General features: G+C 70.4%; 19 protein-coding genes and 1 tRNA gene. 18 read left to right on the forward strand and 2 right to left on the reverse strand.

Going from position 1 to position 24,077, the window contains the following annotated elements; translation table 11 throughout:
• Positions 1-53: 53 nt before the first annotated feature.
• Complete coding sequence (galK, locus tag C1N80_RS06920; protein WP_137770106.1) at positions 54-1,277, forward strand: galactokinase; 1,224 nt, start codon at positions 54-56, stop codon at positions 1,275-1,277.
• Here the strand turns inward: galK and C1N80_RS06925 are convergent.
• Both C1N80_RS06925 and C1N80_RS06930 read right to left on the reverse strand, forming a co-directional pair.
• Entirely contained in the window at positions 1,265-2,314 is a 1,050-nt protein-coding gene (locus tag C1N80_RS06925; RefSeq protein ID WP_137770107.1) for an adenosine deaminase, read from the reverse strand. The genes galK and C1N80_RS06925 overlap by 13 nt on opposite strands.
• 19 nt (positions 2,315-2,333) lie before the next feature.
• Positions 2,334-3,572, reverse strand: a complete 1,239-nt coding sequence (locus C1N80_RS06930; protein ID WP_137770108.1) for a pyridoxal phosphate-dependent aminotransferase — start codon at positions 3,570-3,572, stop codon at positions 2,334-2,336.
• 200 nt (positions 3,573-3,772) lie between these two features.
• On the opposite strand from C1N80_RS06930, the gene C1N80_RS06935 reads away from it, so the two are divergent.
• The 17 genes from C1N80_RS06935 to fusA all read left to right on the forward strand — a co-directional run bounded on the left by C1N80_RS06935 (position 3,773) and on the right by fusA (position 24,066).
• Positions 3,773-3,845, forward strand: a tRNA-Trp gene (locus tag C1N80_RS06935).
• A gap of 63 nt (positions 3,846-3,908) precedes the next feature.
• On the forward strand, positions 3,909-4,145 hold the full coding sequence (gene secE, locus C1N80_RS06940) for a preprotein translocase subunit SecE (RefSeq protein WP_240811261.1): 237 nt from the start codon (positions 3,909-3,911) through the stop codon (positions 4,143-4,145).
• Between the two features lie 74 nt (positions 4,146-4,219).
• Positions 4,220-5,116: a transcription termination/antitermination protein NusG gene (gene nusG / locus C1N80_RS06945; protein ID WP_137770110.1), complete on the forward strand. Its 897-nt coding sequence runs from the start codon at positions 4,220-4,222 to the stop codon at positions 5,114-5,116.
• A 169-nt stretch (positions 5,117-5,285) separates the two neighbouring features.
• On the forward strand, positions 5,286-5,717 hold the full coding sequence (gene rplK / locus C1N80_RS06950; protein ID WP_137770111.1) for a 50S ribosomal protein L11: 432 nt from the start codon (positions 5,286-5,288) through the stop codon (positions 5,715-5,717).
• A gap of 4 nt (positions 5,718-5,721) precedes the next feature.
• Positions 5,722-6,441, forward strand: a complete 720-nt coding sequence (gene rplA, locus C1N80_RS06955; RefSeq protein WP_137770112.1) for a 50S ribosomal protein L1 — start codon at positions 5,722-5,724, stop codon at positions 6,439-6,441.
• Between the two features lie 397 nt (positions 6,442-6,838).
• Positions 6,839-7,354, forward strand: coding sequence for a 50S ribosomal protein L10 (gene rplJ, locus C1N80_RS06960; RefSeq protein ID WP_137770113.1), 516 nt, complete (start codon positions 6,839-6,841; stop codon positions 7,352-7,354).
• An 87-nt stretch (positions 7,355-7,441) separates the two neighbouring features.
• The gene (gene rplL, locus C1N80_RS06965; protein ID WP_103384855.1) at positions 7,442-7,825 is read left to right on the forward strand and encodes a 50S ribosomal protein L7/L12; all 384 of its coding nucleotides are present in this window, start codon (positions 7,442-7,444) and stop codon (positions 7,823-7,825) included.
• Between the two features lie 508 nt (positions 7,826-8,333).
• Positions 8,334-11,822, forward strand: a complete 3,489-nt coding sequence (gene rpoB, locus C1N80_RS06970) for a DNA-directed RNA polymerase subunit beta (protein ID WP_137770114.1) — start codon at positions 8,334-8,336, stop codon at positions 11,820-11,822.
• Between the two features lie 98 nt (positions 11,823-11,920).
• Positions 11,921-15,805, forward strand: a complete 3,885-nt coding sequence (locus C1N80_RS06975; protein WP_137770115.1) for a DNA-directed RNA polymerase subunit beta' — start codon at positions 11,921-11,923, stop codon at positions 15,803-15,805.
• Between the two features lie 203 nt (positions 15,806-16,008).
• A complete protein-coding gene (locus C1N80_RS06980) occupies positions 16,009-17,418 on the forward strand; it encodes a hypothetical protein (protein WP_137770116.1) in 1,410 nt (469 codons plus the stop codon).
• A 4-nt stretch (positions 17,419-17,422) separates the two neighbouring features.
• On the forward strand, positions 17,423-17,680 hold the full coding sequence (locus C1N80_RS15495; RefSeq protein ID WP_168197975.1) for a hypothetical protein: 258 nt from the start codon (positions 17,423-17,425) through the stop codon (positions 17,678-17,680).
• On the forward strand, positions 17,677-18,342 hold the full coding sequence (locus tag C1N80_RS06985) for a response regulator transcription factor (RefSeq protein ID WP_240811262.1): 666 nt from the start codon (positions 17,677-17,679) through the stop codon (positions 18,340-18,342). The genes C1N80_RS15495 and C1N80_RS06985 overlap by 4 nt, the downstream gene beginning before the upstream one ends.
• 134 nt (positions 18,343-18,476) lie before the next feature.
• Positions 18,477-18,926 carry a hypothetical protein gene (locus tag C1N80_RS15500; protein WP_168197976.1) on the forward strand — a complete coding sequence of 150 codons (450 nt, stop codon included), beginning with the start codon at positions 18,477-18,479 and terminating at the stop codon, positions 18,924-18,926.
• A gap of 222 nt (positions 18,927-19,148) precedes the next feature.
• Entirely contained in the window at positions 19,149-20,453 is a 1,305-nt protein-coding gene (locus tag C1N80_RS15940; protein ID WP_137770117.1) for a resuscitation-promoting factor, read from the forward strand.
• A gap of 524 nt (positions 20,454-20,977) precedes the next feature.
• Positions 20,978-21,352, forward strand: coding sequence for a 30S ribosomal protein S12 (gene rpsL / locus C1N80_RS06995; RefSeq protein ID WP_103384966.1), 375 nt, complete (start codon positions 20,978-20,980; stop codon positions 21,350-21,352).
• Complete coding sequence (gene rpsG, locus C1N80_RS07000) at positions 21,352-21,822, forward strand: 30S ribosomal protein S7 (RefSeq protein WP_137770118.1); 471 nt, start codon at positions 21,352-21,354, stop codon at positions 21,820-21,822. The genes rpsL and rpsG overlap by 1 nt, the downstream gene beginning before the upstream one ends.
• A 90-nt stretch (positions 21,823-21,912) precedes the next feature.
• Positions 21,913-24,066, forward strand: coding sequence for an elongation factor G (fusA, locus tag C1N80_RS07005; RefSeq protein ID WP_137770119.1), 2,154 nt, complete (start codon positions 21,913-21,915; stop codon positions 24,064-24,066).
• Positions 24,067-24,077: the final 11 nt, after the last annotated feature.

Below are 24,077 nucleotides of genomic sequence, written 5' to 3' on the forward strand. Positions count from 1 at the left end.
TGGCTAGACTCTGCCGGGCGCCCGCCCCCCTGCCCCGCTCTGGAGGACCCACCATGACCCCTGCCACCACCGCCGGCACCCCCGTGCTCTCGGCCGCCCCGGACCGCGCGGCCGCCGCCGCGCGTGCCGAGCAGCTGTTCGTCGAGTCCTACGGGTACCGCCCCGACGGCGTGTGGTCGGCCCCGGGCCGGGTCAACATCATCGGCGAGCACGTCGACTACCAGGACGGCCTGTGCCTGCCGATGGCGATCTCGCACCGCTGCTTCGCGGCCGCCGCCCGCACGCCCACGGACCGCGTGCGCCTGCGCTCCGCGCAGGACGACCTCCAGCTCGACCTCGACGCGGCGGCCCTCGAGCCGGGCGCCGTCGAGGGCTGGCCCGCCTACGTCGCCGGCGTGCTCTGGGCGCTGCGACCCTTCATCTCGGGCGCGCACACGCAGGGCATGGACATCCTCATCGATGGCCAGGTGCCGCTCGGCGCGGGGCTCTCGAGCTCCGCGGCCCTCGAGTGCGCAGCGGCGGAGGCGATCGACGCCCTCCTGACCCTGGGCACCGCCCCGCTGGACCGGGTGCGCGCGGCGATCACCGCGGAGACCGACTTCGCGGGCGCCTCCACCGGCGGACTGGACCAGTCCGCCTCGGTGCTCTCCCGTGCCGGCCACGCGCTGTACCTGGACTGCCGCGACTTCTCCACGCGCCCCGTGCCGTGGGACCTCGCCGGCCAGGGCCTCGCGCTGCTCATCACGGACGCGCGCGCCGAGCACTCCCACGTGGACGGCGAGTACACGGCCCGTCGGGCGGACAGCGAGCGGGCCGCGGAGGCCCTCGGCGTCGCGACCCTGCGGGACGTGGACGCCTCGCGGCTCGAGGAGCTGCTGCCGCGTATCGAGGACGATGTCGTGCGCCGCCGTGCCCGGCACGTGGTCACCGAGATCCAGCGGGTCCGGGACGTCGACGCCCTGCTCGCCGAGGGCACCGTGCGGGAGCACGTCGCGGAGCTCGGCGCGCTGCTGAACGCCTCGCACGACTCCCTGCGGGACGACTACGAGGTCACCGTCGAGCAGCTCGACGTCGCGGTGGACGCCGCCCGGGCGGCCGGGGCGCACGGCGCCCGCATGACCGGCGGCGGCTTCGGCGGCTCGATCATCGCGCTCGTGGAGGCCGATGCCGCGGGCGGTGTCGCCGCGGCGATCGCCGAGGCCTTCGCCCAGCGCGGGTTCACCGCCCCGGAGTTCTTCCTCGCCCTGCCCTCGGAGGGCGCGGGTCAGGACCGCTGATCCACCGTTGCTGCCGCTGAGGGCGGGGGAGCGGCGAGCCAGTCCGCGACCCCGGCCCGCAGCCGGGCGGCGGTGGCGGGATCCGCCGCGGAGATCCCGATCGAGGAGAGGGCCAGCGCGGCGAGCTCCTCGTCGGTGAGGCCGACCCGCCGGGCGATCGCGTACTGCTCCACGAGCCGGGAGCCGAACAGCAGCGGGTCGTCGGCCCCCAGGGCGATCTGCGCCCCGGCCCCGACGAGCGCCCGCAGCGGGACGTCCTCCGGCTCGGCGACGACGCCCAGGGAGGCGTTCGAGGCGGGGCACAGCTCGAGGCCGATCCCCTGCTCGACGATCCGCTCGAGCAGGCGCGGGTCCTCCGCGGAGCGCACCCCGTGGCCCAGGCGCCGCGGGGCGAGCGCGTCCACGACCGCCTCGACGTGGGCGGGCCCGAGCAGCTCACCGCCGTGGGGGAGCGACCACAGCCCCGCCTCGCGGGCGATCCGGAACGCGGGGGCGAACTCGGCGGTCACCCCGCGGCGCTCGTCGTTGGACAGCCCGAACCCGATGACGCGGCCGGCGTGCCGGGCCGCGAGCCGCGCGAGGGTCCGCGCGTCGAGGGGATGCCGCGTGCGGGAGGCGGCGACGACGATGCCGACGCTCACGCCCGTCGCGCGCTCGCTCGCCTCGGCCTCGTCGAGCACGATCTCGAGGGCGGGGGAGAGCCCGCCGACGAAGGGGGCGTAGCTCGTGGGGTCCACCTGCAGCTCGAGCCGGCCGGAGCCCTCGGCGGCGTCGTCCTCGACGGCCTCCCGCAGGATCCGCCGCATGGCCGCCTCGGAGTCCACCACCGCACGGGCGGTGTCGTACTCGCGCTGGAAGCGGAACCAGCCGCGGCGGGTCGGCTCGACCTGCAGCGCGACGTCGTCGGTGAGCGAGCGCGGCAGCCGCAGGCCCCGCTCCTCGGCGAGCTCCCGCAGCGTCCCCGGGCGCATCGACCCCGTGAAGTGCAGGTGCAGATGCGCCTTGGGCAGCGCCGCGAGGTCGCGGCCCGTGCTCATGCGCGCCGCCCGCCCGCCGTCACTCGGAGAGCAGGGCGATGACGCGGTCGATGCCCTCGGCGAGGTCCTCGTCGCCGAGCGCATAGGAGAAGCGCAGGTGCCCGGGGGCGCCGAAGGCCTCTCCCGGCACCGCGGCGACCTCGGCGTGCTCGAGGATCGCGGAGGCGAGGTCGGAGCTGGTCTCCACACGGGTCCCGCGGATCTCCCGGCCCAGCGCCCCGGTCACCTCGGGGAAGGCGTAGAAGGCGCCCGTGGGGGTGGGGACCGAGAAGCCGGGCACCGCGGAGAGCTTCTCGACGATCGTGCGACGGCGGCGGTCGAAGGCCTCGCGCATCTCCTCGACGGTCTCCATCGGACCGGTGAGCGCGGCGATCGCCGCGCGCTGGGCGACGTTGTTGACGTTCGAGGTGAGGTGGCTCTGGAGGTTGGACGCGGCGGCGATGACGTCCTTCGGGCCCACCATCCAGCCCACGCGCCAGCCGGTCATGGCGAAGGACTTCGCGACGCCGCCCAGCAGCACGGTGGTCTCCGCGAGCTCGGGGACGGCCTTCAGCACCGAGGTGAAGGCGACGCCGTCGTAGGTGAGGTGCTGGTAGATCTCGTCGGTGATCACCCACAGGTGGTGCTCGAGCGCCCAGCGGCCCAGCTCCTCGACCTGCTCCGGGGTCATGACCGCGCCGGTCGGGTTCGAGGGGGAGCACACGAGGATCGCGCGGGTGCGCTCCGTGCGGGCCGCCTCGAGCTGCTCGATCGTGGGGAGGTAGCCCTGGTCGGCTCCTGCGAGGACGGGCACCTCGACGGCGCCGGCGAGACGGATCGCCTCGGGGTACGTGGTCCAGTACGGCGCGGGCAGGATGACCTCGTCACCCGGGTCCAGGAGCGTCGCGAAGGTCTGGTAGACGGCCTGCTTGCCGCCGTTGGTGATGAGCGTCTGCGCGGGGGAGAACTCGAGCCCGGTGGAGGCGGCGACGCTCGCGGCGACGGCTGTGCGCAGCTCCGGGAGGCCGGCGGAGGCGGTGTAGCGGTGGTTCGCCGGGTCCTGCGCGGCGGCCACGGCGGCCTCCACCACGTGCGCGGGCGTCGGGAAGTCCGGCTCCCCGGCGCCGAAGCCGATGACCGGCCGGCCGGCGGCCTTGAGGGCCTTCGCGGCCTGGTCGACGGCGAGCGTCGCGGATGGGGCGATCGCGGCGATCCGCTGGGAGATGCGGTGCTCGCGTGCGCTGAGGGACGGGGCGGGAAGGGCGTCGTCGGTGCTCACGGGCCTATCGTGGCAGAGCGGGCGTCGTCCCGCCAGGATGACCGGCGATCGGCCGCCGGCGCGCGATCGGGCGGGGCGCGACGGGGGAGCGGGACGACGAGTGTGACGTGGGTCCGGTCCGCCGCGGACGGATTCGCCCCGGGTCCCGGCTGCTTGTATGCTGGTCCTCGGCCCTCGGGCCCACGGGGTTCGCCCCGTGAAGGGTAGTGGCGCAATTGGTAGCGCAGCGGTCTCCAAAACCGCAGGTTGCAGGTTCGAGCCCTGTCTACCCTGCCCGTCCGGCCGGGTTCGTCCGGCTGGATGCGGATGACGACGACCAGATCGGACCCTGCAGACGTGAACTCCAGCCGGAACGACGAGGCCCAGGCCTCACGCAACCCGTTCGTGGCGATCGGTCTGTTCGTGCGCCAGGTGATCGCCGAGCTCCGCAAGGTCGTCGTCCCCACCCGCAAGGAGCTCGCGGTCTACACGCTGACCGTGCTGCTCTTCGTGGCCGTGATGATCGCCTTCGTCTTCGGCGTCGACGCCCTGTTCAGCTGGCTGTCCCGGCTCACCTTCGCGGTCCCTGACTGAGCGGGATCCGCAGCAGTCCCACCGGACCACGGTCCGATCCGATCCCCAGCTGTCAGGAAGGCAGGTTCACGACGGTGAACGAGCAGACCTCCACCCCCGAGGACTCCTACGACGACGTCGACGACTCGCTGTCGTTCTCGTCCTCCCCCGAGCAGGGCGCCGACGACGCGACCCTCGAGGCCTCCGAGGAGCCCGCCGCCGTCGAGTCCGTCGACGTGGACCCCGCCGAGGCCGTCGCGGCCGACGAGGCCCCTGCCGACGACTCCGCCGAGGAGCCGGTCGAGGGCGCGCCCGCCGAGAGCACCGACGCCGAGGACGCCGACGAGGACGCCGCCGCGTCCGAGGGCTCCGAGGAGCCCGAGGAGGAGGACCCGGTCGCGGTCCTCAAGCGCCACCTGCGCTCCGCGCCCGGCGACTGGTACGTCATCCACTCCTACTCCGGTCACGAGAACCGCGTGCGCACGCAGCTGACCACGCGCATCGAGACGCAGGACATGGAGGAGTACATCTTCCAGGTCGAGGTCCCCATGGAGGACGCGACCGAGATCAAGAACGGCCAGAAGAAGATCGTGCGCCGCGTGCGCATCCCCGGCTACGTGCTCGTGCGCATGGAGCTCGCCGAGGAGTCCTGGCGCGTCGTCCGCGACACCCCCGGCGTCACCGGCTTCGTGGGCAACGCGACCGATCCGACCCCGCTCTCCTTCGACGAGATCTTCTCGCTGCTGTCCCCGTCCGTGGGCCTGCCCGAGAAGAAGCGCTCCGGCTCCGGCGCGCCGTCCAAGGCCGCCGCCAAGGCCGTGCCGGCTTTCGAGATCGGCGAGTCCGTCACCGTCATGGACGGTCCCTTCGAGACGATGCCGGCGAGCATCTCCGAGATCGACAGCGAGCACCAGAAGCTGCAGGTGCTGGTCTCGATCTTCGGCCGCGAGACCCCCGTCGAGCTCGCCTTCGACCAGGTCGCCAAGATCTGATACCCCGGACCCCGGCGTCGACCGGACGAAGATCACCCTTCGTCCCGCTCGACGGCGGCGCGGCGCACAGGTAGCGTCGCATCCGGTCCTCGCGCGCCCCGGCTCGCAGGGCCAGTGGGAGGAGCGCTTGATGAGCTCCGCCCGGACCACGACACAGTAAGGAAGAGCAATGGCTCCCAAGAAGAAGATCGCGAGCATCATCAAGCTCCAGATCCAGGCCGGCCAGGCCACGCCTGCGCCGCCCGTGGGTCCCGCGCTCGGCGCTGCCGGCGTGAACATGATGGAGTTCGTCAAGGCCTACAACGATGCGACCGCCGATCAGCGCGGCAACATCATCCCGGTCGAGATCACGGTGTACGAGGACCGCTCGTTCACCTTCATCACCAAGACCCCGCCGGCCGCCGAGCTCATCAAGAAGGCCGCCGGTCTTCCCAAGGGCTCCGCCACCCCTCACACCGTGAAGGTCGGCAAGATCACCCAGGCTCAGGTCCGCGAGATCGCGGAGACCAAGATGCCTGATCTGAACGCGAACGACATCGAGGCCGCTGCGAAGATCGTCGCCGGCACCGCTCGTTCCATGGGCATCACGGTGGAGGACTGACGACATGGCATTCCGCAGCAAGGCTTACAAGGACGGCGCCGCCAAGATCGAGGCCGGCCGCCAGTACTCGCCGCTCGACGCCCTGCGCCTCGCGCAGCAGACGAACCCGGCGAAGTTCGATGCCTCGGTCGAGGTCGCGATGCGTCTCGGCGTCGACCCCCGCAAGGCTGATCAGATGGTGCGCGGCACCGTCAACCTGCCGAACGGCACCGGCAAGACCGCCCGCGTGATCGTCTTCGCGACGGGCGCGCAGGCCGAGGCCGCTCTCGCGGCCGGCGCCGACGAGGTCGGCGACGACGAGCTCATCGAGAAGGTCGCCGGGGGCTGGACCGACTTCGACGCGGCCGTGGCCACGCCGAACCTCATGGGCAAGGTCGGCAAGCTGGGCCGCGTGCTCGGCCCCCGCGGCCTCATGCCGAACCCGAAGACCGGCACGGTCACGATGGACGTCACGAAGGCTGTGAACGACATCAAGGGCGGCAAGATCGAGTTCCGCACCGATCGTGCGGCGAACCTGCACTACATCGTGGGCAAGGTGTCGTTCTCCGACCAGCAGCTGGTCGAGAACTACGTCGCCGCCCTCGAGGAGATCCTGCGGCTCAAGCCGTCCTCCTCGAAGGGTCGCTACATCACGAAGATCACCGTGTCCACCACCATGGGCCCGGGCATCCCGGTCGACGTGAACCGCACCCGCAACCTCCTCGAGGACACCGACGAGGCCTGAGCCCCGTCGTCCTCCTGCGACGAGCCCCCGCATCCCTCGAGGACGCGGGGGCTCGTCCGCTTCCGCACGGCCCCGGCCGGGTGGGCCCTCGTCCGCGTCGCGGGTGTGACGTGCGTCCGAGTGCTCCCTGATCCGTGGCGCCGTGGGAGGGGGCTGGTCTAGGCTGAACCTACCGAAGACCGCCGGTCGTCGCCCTCCATCCGGAGGACGACCGAAGGATTCCCCCACGGGATGGCCTGCGCAGGTGAATGAAGCGACCCGCACGGTCGCGCCCTCCGCGGGGAGGAATCCCCCGGTGAGCCGGATCGTGCGTCTGGCCTCGACACCTGCGTGTCGAGGCCTTTTCCCGTTCCGGGACTCCTTCAGCCGGCGGCGAGAGACCTCTGGAAGGAGGGCCATGGCGAACCCCGAGAAGGTGGACGCCGTCGCCGAGATCGCGGAGCTGTTCCGCGAGTCCGACGCCGCCGTCATCACCGAGTACCGCGGGCTCAGCGTCGGCCAGCTCAAGCAGCTGCGTCGTTCGCTCGGCTCCGACACTACCTACGCCGTGGTGAAGAACACGCTCACGGAGATCGCCGCCCGCGAGGCCGGCATCGACGCCTTCGATGGCACGCTCAGCGGTCCGACCGCCATCGCGTTCATCAAGGGTGAGCCCGTGGAGCCCGCGAAGGCTCTGCGTGACTTCGCCAAGGATCACGACGCGCTCGTGATCAAGTCCGGCTACTTCGAGGGCAAGGCGCTCTCGGAGGACGACGTCAAGAAGCTCGCGGACCTCGAGTCCCGCGAGGTCCTGCTGGCCAAGGCCGCCGGCGCCATGAAGGCGTCGATGTCCAAGGCCGCTGCCGTGTTCCAGGCGCCGCTGTCCAAGGCAGCGCGCACCGTGGACGCGCTCCGCGCCAAGCAGGAGGCCTGAGCCCCCCGGCTCAGCCCGTAGAACCTGGCGCGTGAGCGCCGTCAACACCACCGGGACACCGTCCCACCGACAGGAAGGAACGCCACCATGGCGAAGCTCAGCAACGACGAGCTCATCGAGGCTTTCAAGGAGATGTCCCTCATCGAGCTCTCCGAGTTCGTGAAGCAGTTCGAGGACGTCTTCGACGTGACCGCCGCCGCTCCCGTGGCCGTCGCCGCCGCCGGCGGTGCCGCCGCTGACGCCCCGGCCGCCGAGGAGAAGACCGAGTTCGACGTGGTCCTCGAGTCCGCCGGCTCCGCGAAGATCGGCGTCATCAAGGAGGTGCGCGCGCTCACCTCGCTCGGCCTCAAGGAGGCCAAGGAGCTCGTCGACGGCGCGCCCAAGGCCGTCCTCGAGGGTGTCAAGAAGGAGGACGCCGACGCCGCCAAGGAGAAGCTCGAGGCCGCCGGCGCCACCGTCACCGTCAAGTGATCCGAGGCGCCCTCGCGGCGCCGTGCATCGCTTCGTGAGGAGCCGTCCCGCTGTGCGGGGCGGCTCCTCCGCCGTTCCCGGGGGAGCATGGCGCGGGTCGCGTGGACGGCTGTGACCAGCGTGAGCGCGCGGACCGCGGCTCGACGGGGAGCGCCGCGCCGCGCCGGGGGAGCGGCGCGTGCTTGACTCCGGGGCCGCCGAGGTCCAGAATCTTCCCCGTAACAGCGCTGCTGTTCCTGCCGCAGGACCCCCGGGGCACCGGGCGCGGTCACGTCGAGAGAGACGGGCAGGAGGCAGGCCTTCCGCGCCAGGCATATGGTGGTCGACGCGGATGGACCGGGCTCTGAGGGCCCTTGCGTCCATCCGTGCATTTGTGTATGCTTGGTCCTTGCGCTGTGCGTCGTCCACGGGTCCCGCTGCTTCACGCTGCTCCACCTGTGCCTCATCGCCCCGGAGGACGCTCGCCGCGCCTGGGAACCCGTCATCGGCCTGTGGAAGGACCCCACCCTTGGCTGCCTCGAGCACCGACCTCACCACTGACATTCAGCTGCGCACCGCTTCGCCGCGAGTCACCTTCGCGAAGCTCGGAGACCCGATCGAGGTCCCTGATCTGCTCAGCCTGCAGACCACGTCCTTCGACTGGCTGCTGGGCAACGAGCGCTGGCAGGAGCGTGCCGCCGAGGCCGCCGCCGCCGGCCGCGAGGACGTCCCGCAGACCTCCGGTCTCGCGGACATCCTCGAGGAGATCTCCCCGATCGAGGACTTCGCCGGCAACATGTCGCTGTCGTTCCGCGACCACACCTTCGACGACCCGAAGTACACGGTCGACGAGTGCAAGGAGAAGGACCTCACCTACGCCGCTCCGCTGTACGTCATCGCGGAGTTCATGAACAACGAGACCGGTGAGATCAAGACCCAGACGGTCTTCATGGGCGAGTTCCCGCTCATGACGGACAAGGGCACCTTCATCATCAACGGCACCGAGCGCGTCGTCGTCTCCCAGCTCGTGCGCGCCCCCGGCGTGTACTTCGAGGAGAGCATCGACAAGACCTCGGACAAGCACATCTTCTCGACGAAGATCATCCCGTCGCGCGGTGCGTGGCTGGAGTTCGAGATCGACAAGCGCGACCAGGTCGGCGTGCGCATCGACCGCAAGCGCAAGCAGTCGGTCACGACCCTGCTGCAGGCCCTCGGCATGTCCCACAGCGACATCCTCGAGGAGTTCGGCGAGTTCGAGTCGATGCGTTCGACCCTGGAGAAGGACCGTGTGTCCTCGCAGGACGAGGCGCTCATGGACATCTACCGCAAGCAGCGTCCGGGCGAGCCGCCGAGCCGCGATGCGGGCGAGGCCATGCTCAACAACCTGTACTTCAACCACAAGCGCTACGACCTCGCGAAGGTCGGCCGCTACAAGATCGGCAAGAAGCTCGGTCTCGAGGGCAGCCTCTCGGAGTCGACCCTGCGCCTGCAGGACATCGTCGCCGCGATCAAGTACATCGTCGCGCTGCACGACGGCGTCACCGAGTACACGAGCGTCGACGGCCGCACGGTGCGCGTCGAGACCGACGACATCGACCACTTCGGCAACCGTCGCATCCGCGCCGTGGGCGAGCTCATCCAGAACCAGGTCCGCACGGGCCTGTCCCGCATGGAGCGCGTCGTCCGCGAGCGCATGACCACGCAGGACGTCGAGGCGATCACCCCGCTGACCCTGATCAACATCCGCCCGGTCACGGCGGCGATCAAGGAGTTCTTCGGGACCTCCCAGCTCTCGCAGTTCATGGATCAGAACAACCCGCTGTCGGGCCTGACCCACAAGCGCCGTCTCTCCGCGCTCGGCCCGGGCGGCCTCTCGCGCGACCGCGCCGGCATGGAGGTCCGTGACGTCCACCCGTCGCACTACGGCCGCATGTGCCCGATCGAGACCCCTGAGGGCCCGAACATCGGCCTCATCGGCTCGCTCGCGACCTTCGCGCGCATCAACCCGTTCGGCTTCATCGAGACCCCGTACCGCAAGGTCGTCGAGGGTCGCGTGACGGACGAGATCGTCTACCTCACCGCCGACGACGAGGACCGCCTGGTCATCGCCCAGGCGAACGCGAAGGTCGGCGAGGACGGCACGTTCCTCGAGGACGCCGTGCTCTCCCGCACCACGGGCGGCGAGCCCGAGCTGGTCCCGCCGGCCGAGGTCGACTACATGGACGTCTCCGCGCGTCAGATGGTCTCCGTCGCGACCGCGATGATCCCGTTCCTCGAGCACGACGACGCCAACCGCGCGCTCATGGGCTCGAACATGCAGCGCCAGGCCGTGCCGCTCCTCAAGACCGAGATGCCGCTCGTCGGCACCGGCATGGAGCGTCGCGCCGCCGTGGACGCCGGCGACGTCATCGTCGCCTCCAAGGCCGGCATCATCGAGGAGCTCTCCGCGGACCTCATCGTGGTGATGGCCGACGACGGCACCCGCCAGACCTACCCGGTGCCGAAGTTCGAGCGCTCCAACGCGGGCAATTGCTACAACCACCGTGTGCTCTGGAACGAGGGCGACCGCGTCGAGGCCGGCTCCGTCCTCGCCGACGGCCCCTCCACCGACGAGGGCGAGCTCTCGATGGGCAAGAACCTGCTCGTCGCGTTCATGTCCTGGGAGGGCCACAACTACGAGGACGGCATCATCCTGTCCTCGCGGATGGTCCAGGACGACGTCCTCACCTCGATCCACATCGAGGAGCACGAGGTCGACGCGCGCGACACCAAGCTCGGCAAGGAGGAGATCACCCGCGACATCCCCAACGTCGGTGACGACGTCCTCGCGGATCTCGACGAGCGCGGCATCATCCGCGTCGGCGCCGAGGTGCAGCCGGGCGACATCCTCGTCGGCAAGGTGACCCCGAAGGGCGAGACCGAGCTGACCCCGGAGGAGCGCCTGCTGCGCGCGATCTTCGGCGAGAAGGCCCGCGAGGTGCGCGACACCTCGCTGCGCGTCCCCCACGGCGAGACCGGCACGGTCATCGGTGTGCACGTGTTCAACGACGAGGAGGACGGCGACATCCTCCCGACCGGCGTGAACGAGATGGTCCGCGTCTACGTGGCCCAGAAGCGCAAGATCACCGACGGCGACAAGCTCGCCGGCCGCCACGGCAACAAGGGCGTCATCGCGAAGATCCTGCCCGTGGAGGACATGCCGTTCCTCGAGGACGGCACCCCCGTGGACATCATCCTCAACCCCATGGGCGTGCCCGGCCGCATGAACATCGGCCAGGTCATGGAGACCCACCTCGGGTGGGTCGCCAAGTCCGGCTGGGACATCGACCCCGAGAGCGAGACCGCCGCGGAGCTCCCGGCGTCGGCGCTGCACGGCGAGCCCGGCACCCCCGTCGCGGTCCCCGTCTTCGACGGTCTCTCCGCGGAGGAGGTCACCGGCCTGATCGCGAGCCACCGCCCCAACCGGGACGGCGAGCAGATGGTCAAGGCCTCCGGCAAGGCGCAGCTGTTCGACGGCCGCTCCGGCGAGCCGTTCCCGGACTCGATCTCCGTGGGCTACATGTACATCCTGAAGCTCCACCACCTCGTGGACGACAAGCTGCACGCGCGCTCCACCGGCCCGTACTCGATGATCACGCAGCAGCCCCTGGGCGGTAAGGCCCAGTTCGGCGGCCAGCGCTTCGGCGAGATGGAGGTGTGGGCCCTCGAGGCCTACGGCGCCGCGTACGCCCTGCAGGAGCTGCTGACCATCAAGTCGGACGACATCTCCGGCCGCGTGAAGGTCTACGAGGCCATCGTCAAGGGCGAGAACATCCCCGAGCCCGGCATCCCGGAGTCCTTCCGGGTGCTGCTCAAGGAGATGCAGTCGCTGTGCCTGAACGTCGAGGTCCTCTCCTCCGACGGCACCGCCCAGGAGGTGCGCGAGAGCGACGAGGAGGTCTTCCGCGCCGCGGAGGAGCTCGGCATCGACCTGTCCCGCCGTCCCCACGAGGGCGTCGGCTCCATCGAAGAGGTCTGAGCGACGGGGTGGGACGGGAGCGCACCTCGCGCCCCGTCCCACCGCCCCCGCCCTGATCCCTCAGACCACACGACTTCAGATTCGAGAGAAGGACACCTGTGCTCGACGTCAACACCTTCGACGAGCTGCGCATCGGCCTCGCGACCGCCGATGACATCCGCGCCTGGTCGCACGGCGAGGTCAAGAAGCCGGAGACCATCAACTACCGCACCCTGAAGCCCGAGATGGACGGCCTCTTCTGCGAGCGCATCTTCGGCCCCACCCGGGACTGGGAGTGCTACTGCGGCAAGTACAAGCGCGTGCGCTTCAAGGGCATCGTCTGCGAGCGCTGCGGCGTGGAGGTCACCAAGTCCTCCGTGCGCCGTGAGCGCATGGGCCACGTGGAGCTCGCCGCCCCCGTCACCCACATCTGGTACTTCAAGGGCGTGCCGAGCCGTCTCGGCTACCTGCTGGACCTCGCGCCGAAGGATCTCGAGAAGATCATCTACTTCGCCGCCTACATGGTGACCTCCGTGGACGAGCAGGCTCGCCACGAGGACATGCCCGATCTCCAGGCCCGCCACGACCTCGAGGTCAAGGAGCTGGAGAAGGAGCGCGACGCGGCCCTGAACGACCGCGCCGTCTCCGCGGAGAAGGACCTCGCCCAGCTCGAGGAGGAGGGTGCCAAGGCCGACGCGAAGCGCAAGGTCCGCGACTCCTCCGAGCGCGAGCAGGCCCAGATCCGCAAGAAGTACGACGCCGAGATCGACCGCATCACCCGCGTGTGGGAGCGTTTCAAGGGCCTCAAGGTCGCCGACCTCGAGGGCGACGAGCAGCTCTACCGCGCGATGAAGCTGCGCTTCGGCACCTACTTCGAGGGCGGCATGGGCGCCGAGGCGATCCAGAAGCGCCTCCAGGACTTCGACCTGGACGCCGAGGCCGAGCTGCTCCGCGAGATCATCGCGACCGGCAAGGGCCAGAAGAAGGCCCGCGCCCTCAAGCGCCTCAAGGTCGTCTCCGCGTTCCGCTCGACCACCAACTCGCCCGTCGGCATGGTGCTCGACGCGGTCCCGGTCATCCCTCCGGACCTGCGTCCGATGGTGCAGCTGGACGGCGGCCGCTTCGCGACCTCCGACCTCAACGACCTGTACCGCCGTGTCATCAACCGCAACAACCGCCTCAAGCGGCTGCTCGACCTCGGCGCCCCCGAGATCATCGTGAACAACGAGAAGCGCATGCTGCAGGAGTCGGTCGACTCGCTGTTCGACAACGGCCGCCGTGGTCGCCCGGTCACCGGGCCGGGCAACCGCCCGCTGAAGTCGCTCTCCGACATGCTCAAGGGCAAGCAGGGGCGCTTCCGCCAGAATCTGCTCGGCAAGCGCGTGGACTACTCCGCCCGCTCCGTCATCGTGAACGGCCCGCAGCTGAACCTGCACCAGTGCGGTCTGCCCAAGACCATGGCCCTCGAGCTCTTCAAGCCCTTCGTCATGAAGCGCCTCGTCGAGCTCAGCCATGCGCAGAACGTCAAGGCCGCGAAGCGGATGGTCGAGCGCGCCCGCCCCGAGGTCTGGGACGTGCTCGAGGAGGTCATCACCGAGCACCCGGTGCTGCTGAACCGTGCGCCGACCCTGCACCGCCTGGGCATCCAGGCCTTCGAGCCGCAGCTCGTCGAGGGCAAGGCCATCCACCTGCACCCGCTCGTGTGCGCCGCCTTCAACGCGGACTTCGACGGCGACCAGATGGCCGTGCACCTCCCGCTCTCCGCGGAGGCGCAGGCCGAGGCCCGCATCCTGATGCTGTCCTCGAACAACATCCTCAAGCCGTCCGACGGTCGCCCGGTCACCATGCCCGCACAGGACATGATCATCGGTCTGTACCACCTCACGACCGTCCGCGAGGACGCCGTGGGCGCCGGGCGCCAGTTCTCCTCGGTCGCCGAGGCGATCATGGCGAACGATGCCCGCGAGCTGCACCTCAACGCGCCCGTGAAGATCCGCTTCGAGGACATCGTCCCGCCGAGCGACTGGGAGGCTCCGGAGGGCTGGACCGAGGGTGACCCGATCATCCTCGAGACGACCCTGGGCACCGTCTACTTCAACGAGACGCTGCCGGTGGACTTCCCGTTCGTGCAGGGCCAGGTCGGCAAGAAGCGCCTCGGCTCGATCGTCAACACGCTCGCCGAGCGCTACGACAAGGGCCAGGTCGCCGCGTCCCTGGACGCGCTGAAGTCCTACGGCTTCTCGTGGTCGACCCGCTCGGGAGTGTCCTTCGCGCTGTCCGACGTCGTCGCGCCCCCGAACAAGGGCGAGATCATCTCGAAGTTCGAGGCGAAGGCCGCTCAGGTCCAGGAGAACCGCGACCTGGGTCTGGTCTCCGAGGCCGAGCGCAACATCGAGCTCATCGACATCTGGACCGAGGCGACCAACGAGGTCGACAACGCCATGCGTGAGAACTTCGAGCGCTCCAACACCATCTTCCGGATGGTGGACTCGGGCGCCCGAGGCAACTGGATGCAGATCCGTCAGATCGCCGGTATGCGCGGCCTGGTGAACAACCCGAAGGGCGAGATCATCCCGCGCCCGATCCTCTCCAACTACAAGGAGGGTCTCTCGGTCCTGGAGTACTTCATCGCGTCGCACGGCTCCCGCAAGGGCCTCGCGGACACCGCGCTGAAGACCGCCCAGTCCGGCTACCTCACGCGTCGTCTCGTCGACGTCTCGCAGGACGTCATCGTCCGCGAGGCCGACTGCGGCACCTCGAAGGGCCTCACCCTCGCGGTGACCGTCGAGGAGGCCGGCGCGATCGTCCCGGCGGAGAACCTCGAGACGACCATCCACGGACGCATCCTCGCGGCCGCCGCCCTCGGTGCGGACGGCCAGGAGGTGCTGCCCGCGGGTGCGGAGATCGGCGACGTGCAGATCGAGCAGCTGGTCGCGGCGAACGTCCGCGACGTGAAGATCCGCTCGGTGCTGACCTGCGACTCCGCGGTGGGCACCTGCGCGAAATGCTACGGCCGCTCGCTGGCCACCGGTCAGCTCGTGGACATCGGCGAGGCCGTCGGCATCATCGCGGCGCAGTCGATCGGCGAGCCCGGCACGCAGCTGACCATGCGTACCTTCCACACCGGTGGTGTGGCGAGCGCGGACGGCGACATCACGCACGGTCTGCCGCGTGTGCAGGAGCTCTTCGAGGCCCGCACCCCGGCCGGCTTCGCGCCGATCACCGAGGCCGCAGGTCGCCTGGAGATCGAGGAGAGCGACAAGCAGCGCAAGCTGACGGTCACGCCGGACGACGGCACCGACCCGATCACCTACACGGTCTCCAAGCGCGTCACCCTGCTGGTGGCGGACGGCGATCACCTCACGGTGGGCCAGCAGCTCTCGCAGGGCTCAGTCGACCCCAAGCAGGTGCTGCGCATCCTCGGCCCGCGGGCCGTGCAGAAGCACCTGGTGGACGAGGTCCAGAAGGTCTACGTGTCGCAGGGTGTGGACATCCACGCCAAGCACATCGAGGTCATCGTGCGCCAGATGCTGCGTCGCGTCACGGTCATCGAGTCCGGCGACGCGGATCTGCTGCCCGGCGACTTCGCCGAGCGTGTGATCTTCGAGCGGGAGAACCGTCGGGTGCTCTCCGAGGGCGGTCAGCCCGCCTCCGGTCGCCCGGAGCTCATGGGCATCACGAAGGCGTCGCTCGCGACGGACTCGTGGCTGTCGGCGGCCTCCTTCCAGGAGACCACCCGCGTGCTCACCGAGGCCGCCCTGAACCGCCGCAGCGACTCGCTGGTGGGGCTCAAGGAGAACGTCATCCTCGGCAAGCTCATCCCGGCCGGCACGGGTCTGTCCCGCTTCCGCAACATCGCGGTCGAGCCGACCGACGAGGCGAAGGCGCAGATGTACCAGGTGCCGGGCTACGACGAGCTGGACTTCTCGGGCTTCGGCTCGACCGGCTCCGTGAACCTGGACGACATCGACTACGCGGATCCGTTCCGCACGGACTTCCGCTGAGTCGAGCCTGCTGAGGGCCCTGCGGCCCGCACGCTCCTGACGGGGCGGTCCCACCTCCGGGTGGGGCCGCCCCGTCGGCGTTCCCGGGGCCGGTGACCACCGCCCGCGACGGCCGGACGCTCCCGCGCGGGCCTCGACGCCGGGCGCCCGTGCCCCGGTGCGCGATGGGCCGGACGGGGCGGGCGAGCTGGGATACTGACCCGATGGGACAGGACGGACAGGCGGCGAGCGCGGCGGGGGAGCGGCGCACGCGCCCGGGCGAGCCCCGCGGGGCCACCCGCCGCCGGCTCGCGCTCCCGCCCCGGCTGCGCGAGCGCCTGCTGGGGCCGCGCGTGATCGATCCGCCGCTGCGTCTGTTCGCCGGGCTCTTCGCGGTGGCCATGGTGCTGCCCTCCCCGGGGACCGATCTGCTGCGCGCCGACTACCTCACCGAGGCCGCGGCAGCGGCGCTCCTGCTCGTCGCCACGGTGCGGCCCACGTTCGCGCTGGTGCTGATCCTGCCGGGCGAGGCCGTGCACGCCGTGCTGGCCCCCGCGGACCCGACCCCGTTCCTCGCGACCTGCGCGACGGTGGTCGCCGTCTCGGCCGCCGGCCGTCGCTGGCGCCTGCTGCTCGCCGCGACGGGCGTGTACGTGGCGCTCATGCTCCTGGGCGGCATCGTGAGCCCGGACAGGACTTTCGGCATCGACCGGACTGAGCCGATCCTGTGGCTGCTGACGATGATCCTGGGACTCAGCGCGGCCGTGCTCCAGGCACGGATCGACGCGGAGATCCGTCGCCGCGAGCGGGCGGCCCGGCTGGCCGAGCAGGAGCTGCAGCGACTGCGGGTCGAGCTCGCCACCGACACCCACGACACGGTCTCCCACGCGCTCGCGACCGAGGCCGCGATCATCCGGATGATGGGGCGGTCGCGGGAGGAGGGGCTCGACGAGCGGGTGCTCTCGGAGCTCGCCCTCGTCAACGCCCGCGCGCAGCGTCAGCTGCGGCAGCTCCTCGCGCGTCTGCACTCGCCCCGGGACTCCGACGACGTCGTCGACCTGAGGCGGGAGATCCCGGCCTCCCTCGAGGCGATCCGCTCGGGGGCCCGCGCGGGAGGCTTCGACCTCCTCACCGCGCGCGGCGACCTGCCCGGACGGGTCGAGGCGCGATTCGCCGCGGAGGTGCAGCTGATGCTCTTCGAGCTCGCCACGAACGTCCTCAAGCACGCGTGCTCGCCGGACGGCGCCTCGGTGCGGGCAGGCCTCGCGGAGGGTCCCGGTGTGCAGGCGCTCCTGCTCGTCTCCCGGAACGTCGTGGAGGGGACGGATCCGGTCTCCCCGCGCACCCTCACGCGCCGCGCCCGGGCGCTCGGCGGGGACTGCTCGGTGGGGCACGGCCCGGGGAGCACCCTCGAGGTGCGGGTGCTGCTCCCGGTGCCCGCGCTCCCCGAGACGGATCCCCCGGGGGCGGAGGGCGAGGAGGTCCTCGACGGGCCCGTGGCGGTCGGTGCCCTCGGCCCGGACACGTCGCCCGAGGGACGTGCGGCGGAGGGCCGGGGACCGGGTCGTCCCCGCCGCCGGGAGCATCTCCTCCGCGCGGGGGAGGCCGAGGATCGCCGTGCCGGGGTGGAATGAGGCCATGCGCCTCCTCGTCGCCCTCCTCCTCGCCGCCGGGTCGTTACTGACGACCGCGCAGCATGCGGACGCGCTGGTTCCGTGCTCGCCCGGAGCGCAGCGGGCGGAGGGGGCCGGCGCGCCGGCGACCGTCGGCGTCCCCGAGGGCGGTGTCCCCGCGGAGGGGGCCGTCGTGCTGCTGCGGCTGCCGGGGGAGATCCGGTGGGGATGCCTCTACTGGCGCTTCACCGACCACGAGCGCTTCCAGAGGGACTGCACATGAGCGCCGACGCGCCCGTCGTCCGGGTGCTCATCGTCGACGACGACCGCTGGACCACGCGCGCCGTCGCCGCCGTGCTCGGCGACGACCCGGGGCTGACGGTGCTCGAGCCCGAGCACAGCGGGGAGGACGCGATCGCCGCGTACCGCGCGCTGCGCCCGGACGTCGTGCTCATGGACGTGAACATGGCGCCCGGGATGAACGGCATCGACGCGACCGCCGAGATCCTCCGCCTGGACCCCGCGGCCCGGATCGTGCTGCTCACGACCGTCTCCCCGGGCCCGGGGATCGCGCGTGCCCTCGAGGCGGGGGCCATCGCCGCGGTCGCCAAGACGGCCGCGGAGGAGGTGCTCGTGGACACGGTGCGCCGGGCCGCGGCGGGGGAGGCCCCGCTGCGCCTGGGCACCCTCGCGGAGGACATCGTCATCAGCGGGGACGTGCTGCCGGAGGCGCCGGCGACGGCCCCGCGCCTCACCGAGCGCGAGCGGGAGACCCTGCGCCTGCTGTGCCAGGGACTCGAGTACGAGCAGATCGCGCAGCAGCTGTGCGTCGAGGTGAGCACCGTGAAGAGCCACGCCCGCAGCCTGCGCGAGAAGCTGGGCGCGGCGAACCACGCGCAGCTGATCATCCAGGCCGTGAAGCACAAGTACTTCACCCCCGCCTGATCCTCGTCGCAGCGCGCAGGCTCGACGATCCGCCCGGGGACCTCCTCCGTACGGGGGAGGACACCCCGCGGCGGATCTCCGTACGGTGGACCGGTCAGGGCACGGGTGCCGGTGACGGCGGGGAGGAGCACGTGATGTCGGGGGAGAGGTCACGCCGCTGCCTGCTCCCCGTCGTCACCCTCGCGGCGACGGCCGTCCTGCTCCTCGCCGTCGATCCGCTGCTCGCGGGCGCGCCGTGGTGGCGTGCCGAGGCGGCCCTGCTGCGCCCCGCGCTGCTGCCCGCGCTCCTCGCCTGGCTCGTGCTCTGCACGGGCGCCCTCACGGCCGTCGCGATGCGTCCCACGCGCGGCGCCTCGACCCTCGCGGCGACCGCGGTGCTCGGCGGGGCGCTGCTGCCGGCCGTCGTCGGCTCCGTCCTGCTCGGCAGCGTCTTCCCCGCGTCCAGCCCGCTCTGGGGGAGCGTCGTCCTCGGTGCGGCGGCCGCGACCTGGAGCGTGCTCTCCGTCTCCCGTCGTGCGTGGCAGGGAGCACGCGGAGGGTCGTCCGAGGTGACGGAGACCGCGCCGAACCTCAACGCTTCGTAAAGACTCCCTGGGCGTCTCCCCAAAGTCCGCTGGCGGCCCTTCCGCCGCGCCGCGCGCGCCCGGGAGGATCGACCACGGCGGAGAACACCGCGCGAACTTCCCCCGCAGCACCTCGTGACCCGAGGACGCGCTCGCGCCCGCCCCGCACCTCCGCCCCCGGAGCGTGCGGCTCCGGGAACGAGCACCGCCGGCCGACCGCCGGCGGCGGAACAGGTGGATGCAGTGAAGAAGACCCCGTGGATCATCGGCGCGGCGACCGTGGCCGTGCTCGCCGTGGGCGGCGGCGGCACCGCCTACGCCGTCTCGAGCGAGGCCGACGTGACCGTCTACGGCAAGGCGAGCAGCGTCCGCACGTTCTCGAGCCTCACCGTGGCCGAGCTCCTCGAGAGCCAGGGCATCACCGTCCAGGAGAACGATCTCGTGACCCCCGGTCTCGACGAGACGGTCACCGACGGCATGGACATCCAGGTCGTCCAGCGCCACCTCGCGACCGTGACGATCGACGGCGCCGAGAAGGACGTCCTCACCGCCGGCACCACCGTGCAGGACGCGCTCGACGAGCTCGACTACAAGGCCGACGGCGCGAAGGTCACCCCCGCGCCGGAGACCGAGCTCTCCGCGACCGAGGCCACCGCCGTCGACGTCTCCACGCTCAAGACCGTCACCTTCACCGGGCAGTACGGCTCCGCGACCTTCGAGACCACCGCCAAGACGGTGGACGAGGCGATGACCTCGCTCCTCACGAACATCGAGGACTCCGACACGGCCTCCGTGGAGCGCGATGCGCTCCTCGAGGACGGCGCCACGATCGAGGTGCACCGCACCCGCGAGAAGGAGCGCACGGAGACCGAGGAGATCCCCTTCGAGACCACCACGAAGAAGGACGACACCCTCCTCGAGGGCACGACGAGGACGACCACCGAGGGCAAGAAGGGCTCCAAGGAGATCGTCTACAAGGACACCGTCGTCGACGGGAAGACCACCGAGTCCGAGAAGGTCTCCGAGAAGGTCACCGCCGAGCCCGTCGCGAAGGTCGTCGTCGAGGGCACCAAGAAGGCCCCCGTCGAGGAGAAGACCGAGGAGAGCGCCGCCTCGAGCAGCTCCGCCTCGACCTCCCGCAGCACCACCGAGTCCTCGCGCAGCTCCGAGCGCTCCTCGTCCTCCGAGAAGGAGAGCTCCTCCGACGAGAAGAAGAGCTCCTCCTCGAAGAGCGACGACTCCTCCTCCGAGAAGGAGGAGAGCTCCTCCTCGTCGAGCTCCTCCGCCCCCTCGGTCTCCGGCGGCTCCGTGTGGGACAAGCTCGCCAAGTGCGAGTCCGGCGGCAACTGGTCGATCAACACGGGCAACGGCTTCTACGGCGGCCTGCAGTTCACCAAGTCGACCTGGCTCGCCTACGGGGGCGGCCAGTACGCCTCGAACGCGCACCTCGCCACCCGTGAGCAGCAGATCGCGATCGGCAAGAAGGTCCAGGCCGGCCAGGGCTGGGGCGCGTGGCCGTCCTGCACCTCGAAGCTCGGCATCCGCTGACGAGGTCCCTCGACGGGTCCCGGAGGACCCTGGCGACATCCGGTGCGTGAGCGCGCCGCGGGAACCCGCGGCGCGCTCTCGCCGTCCCCGGGGGAGGGGCGGAGTCGCCGCGACCGGGCGCACCGGGCATCCCGTGTGATCTGCGTCGGATGGAGCCGGATCCTTTGACCGTTCACACGCGGTCTCACTAGACTGTCGCGTGCGTCCGGAGTGCCCTCCGGTCGTGACCCGGGACGAGATCCGGACCTGACGCCCGTGCGGCGGAGGGGACGGAGGGTGTCCCCCGCGAGGAGCGGATCCTCGCGGCGTGCCCGAAAGACGGGGAGAAGGCCATGCCCGGCCCCTCCCCGCGGGCACCGATCACGGTCCTCCGGACGCCCGAGCGGTGCCATCACCGCACGGGCGGGTCGCCATCCGTCATCCCGGGCATGGGAGCGGATCCGCGGGTCGCCGGTCGTCTCGACGACCGAAGCAGTTGATCCTCGTTCAGCAATACTGATCGGGGCCGAACAGGAAGAGAAGCTGTGCCTACTATCCAGCAGCTGGTGCGCAAGGGGCGGCAGGACAAGCCCTCTGCGTCCAACACGCCGGCGCTCAAGGGCTCGCCCCAGCGCCGCGGTGTGTGCACGCGCGTGTACACCCAGACCCCGAAGAAGCCGAACTCCGCGCTGCGCAAGATCGCGCGTGTCCGACTCTCCACGGGCGTCGAGGTCACCGCGTACATCCCCGGTGAGGGCCACAACCTCCAGGAGCACTCCATCGTGCTCGTGCGCGGCGGTCGTGTGAAGGACCTCCCGGGCGTGCGCTACAAGATCATCCGCGGCTCTCTGGACACCCAGGGCGTGAAGGGTCGTCAGCAGGCTCGTTCCCGCTACGGCGCGAAGAAGGAGAAGAAGTAATGCCTCGTAAGGGAGCAGCTCCGAAGCGCGACCTCGTGGTCGACCCGGTCTACGGGTCCCCGATGGTCACCCAGCTCATCAACAAGATCCTGCTCGACGGCAAGAAGACCGTCGCCGAGCGCATCGTCTACGGCGCGCTCGAGGGCGCCCGTGAGAAGAACGGTCAGGATCCCGTCGCGACCCTCAAGAAGGCTCTCGACAACATCCGCCCGACCCTCGAGGTCCGCAGCCGCCGCGTCGGCGGTGCGACCTACCAGGTGCCGGTCGAGGTCAAGCCGGGTCGTTCCACGACCCTCGCGCTGCGCTGGCTCGTGGGCTACTCGCGCGCCCGTCGCGAGCACACGATGACCGAGCGTCTGATGAACGAGATCCTCGACGCCTCGAACGGTCTCGGCGCCGCGGTGAAGCGTCGCGAGGACACGCACAAGATGGCCGAGTCCAACCGCGCCTTCGCTCACTACCGCTGGTGAGTCCGGTCGGGGGCCCGCCCACCCGGCGGGCCCCCGCCCCGCACCCCCCGGCCGCTCTTCCCGCTTCAGCCCAGACGAAAGGCAAAGCCCGTGGCACTCGCAGTGCTCAGCGACCTCACGAAGGTCCGCAACATCGGCATCATGGCCCACATCGATGCCGGCAAGACCACCACGACCGAGCGCATCCTGTACTACACCGGTGTCAACTACAAGATCGGTGAGACCCACGACGGCGCGGGCACGATGGACTGGATGGAGCAGGAGAAGGAGCGCGGCATCACGATCACGTCTGCCGCGACGACCTGCTACTGGAACGACAACCAGATCAACATCATCGACACCCCGGGTCACGTGGACTTCACCGTCGAGGTGGAGCGCTCGCTCCGCGTGCTCGACGGCGCCGTCGCCGTGTTCGACGGCAAGGAGGGCGTGGAGCCCCAGTCGGAGACGGTCTGGCGCCAGGCTGACAAGTACGACGTCCCGCGCATCTGCTTCGTCAACAAGATGGACAAGCTCGGCGCGGACTTCTTCTTCACCGTCAAGACCATCATCGAGCGCCTCGGCGCGAAGCCCCTCGTCATGCAGGTGCCGATCGGCGCCGAGAGCGAGTTCAACGGCATCGTCGACCTCGTGAAGCAGAAGGCCTTCGAGTGGCCCGAGGTCTTCCCGGACGACGCCTCCGCCGCGCCGTTCGGCAAGAAGGGCGGCGACGCCACCCTCGGTCAGCTGCAGGTGGAGATCGCGATCCCCGCCGACCTCCAGGACACCGTCGACGAGTACCGCGCCAAGCTGGTCGAGGACGTCGCCGAGTCCACCGAGGAGCTCATGGAGGCGTACCTCGAGGAGGGCGACCTCACCGAGGAGCAGCTCAAGACCGGCATCCGCAAGATGACCGTGAACTCCGAGGCCTACCCGGTGTTCGCCGGCTCCGCGTTCAAGAACAAGGGCGTCCAGCTCATGCTCGACGCGGTGATCGACTTCCTCCCCTCGCCCCTCGACGTGCCGCCGATGATCGGCCACGACCCGAAGGACGAGGAGAAGGAGCTCACCCGCAAGCCCGACTGGGACGAGCCCTTCTCGGCGCTCGCCTTCAAGGTCGCGGCGCACCCCTTCTTCGGCGCGCTCACCTACGTCCGCGTGTACTCCGGCCAGGTGAAGACCGGCGACCAGGTCCTCAACGCCACCTCCGGCAAGAAGGAGCGCATCGGGAAGCTCTTCCAGATGCACTCCAACCAGGAGAACCCGGTCGATGAGGCCTTCGCGGGCCACATCTACGCGTTCATCGGTCTCAAGGACACCAACACCGGTGACACGCTGTGCGACCTCCAGGCCCCGATCGCGCTGGAGTCCATGACCTTCCCCGAGCCCGTGATCTCCGTGGCCATCGAGCCCAAGACCAAGGGTGACCAGGAGAAGCTCGGCGTCGCCATCCAGAAGCTGGCCAAGGAGGACCCGACCTTCCAGGTCGAGCTCGACGAGGAGACCGGTCAGACGGTCATCCGCGGCATGGGCGAGCTGCACCTCGACATCCTCGTGGACCGCATGCGCCGCGAGTTCAAGGTCGAGGCGAACATCGGCAAGCCGCAGGTCGCGTACCGCGAGACCATCAAGCGCGCCGTCGAGAAGTTCGACTTCACGCACAAGAAGCAGACCGGCGGCTCCGGCCAGTTCGCGAAGGTCCAGCTGACCTTCGGTCCGCTCGAGGGTGCCGAGGAGGGCGTGTTCTACGAGTTCGAGAACGCGGTCACCGGCGGTCGCGTCCCGCGCGAGTACATCCCGAGCGTCGACGCGGGCATCCAGGACGCGCTGCAGAGCGGTGTCCTGGCCGGCTACCCGGTCGTGAACGTGAAGGCCACCCTCACCGACGGCGCCTACCATGACGTCGACTCCTCGGAGATGGCCTTCAAGATCGCCGGTTCCATGGCCGCCAAGGAGGCCATGCGCAAGGCGAACCCTGTCATCCTCGAGCCGCTCATGGACGTCGAGGTGCGTACTCCGGAGGAGTACATGGGAGATGTCATCGGCGACCTGAACTCCCGTCGAGGTCAGGTCCAGTCGATGGAGGATGCGAGCGGGGTCAAGATCGTCCGCGCTCTCGTCCCGCTGTCGGAGATGTTCGGCTACGTCGGCGACCTGCGGTCCAAGACCCAGGGTCGTGCGATGTACTCGATGCAGTTCGACAGCTACGCGGAGGTCCCGAAGAACATCTCGGACGAGATCGTCGCGAAGACCCGGGGCGAGTGAGGGTCGGGGGA

The organism is Brachybacterium sp. SGAir0954 (assembly GCF_005490785.1).
GTDB lineage: Bacteria > Actinomycetota > Actinomycetes > Actinomycetales > Dermabacteraceae > Brachybacterium > Brachybacterium rhamnosum.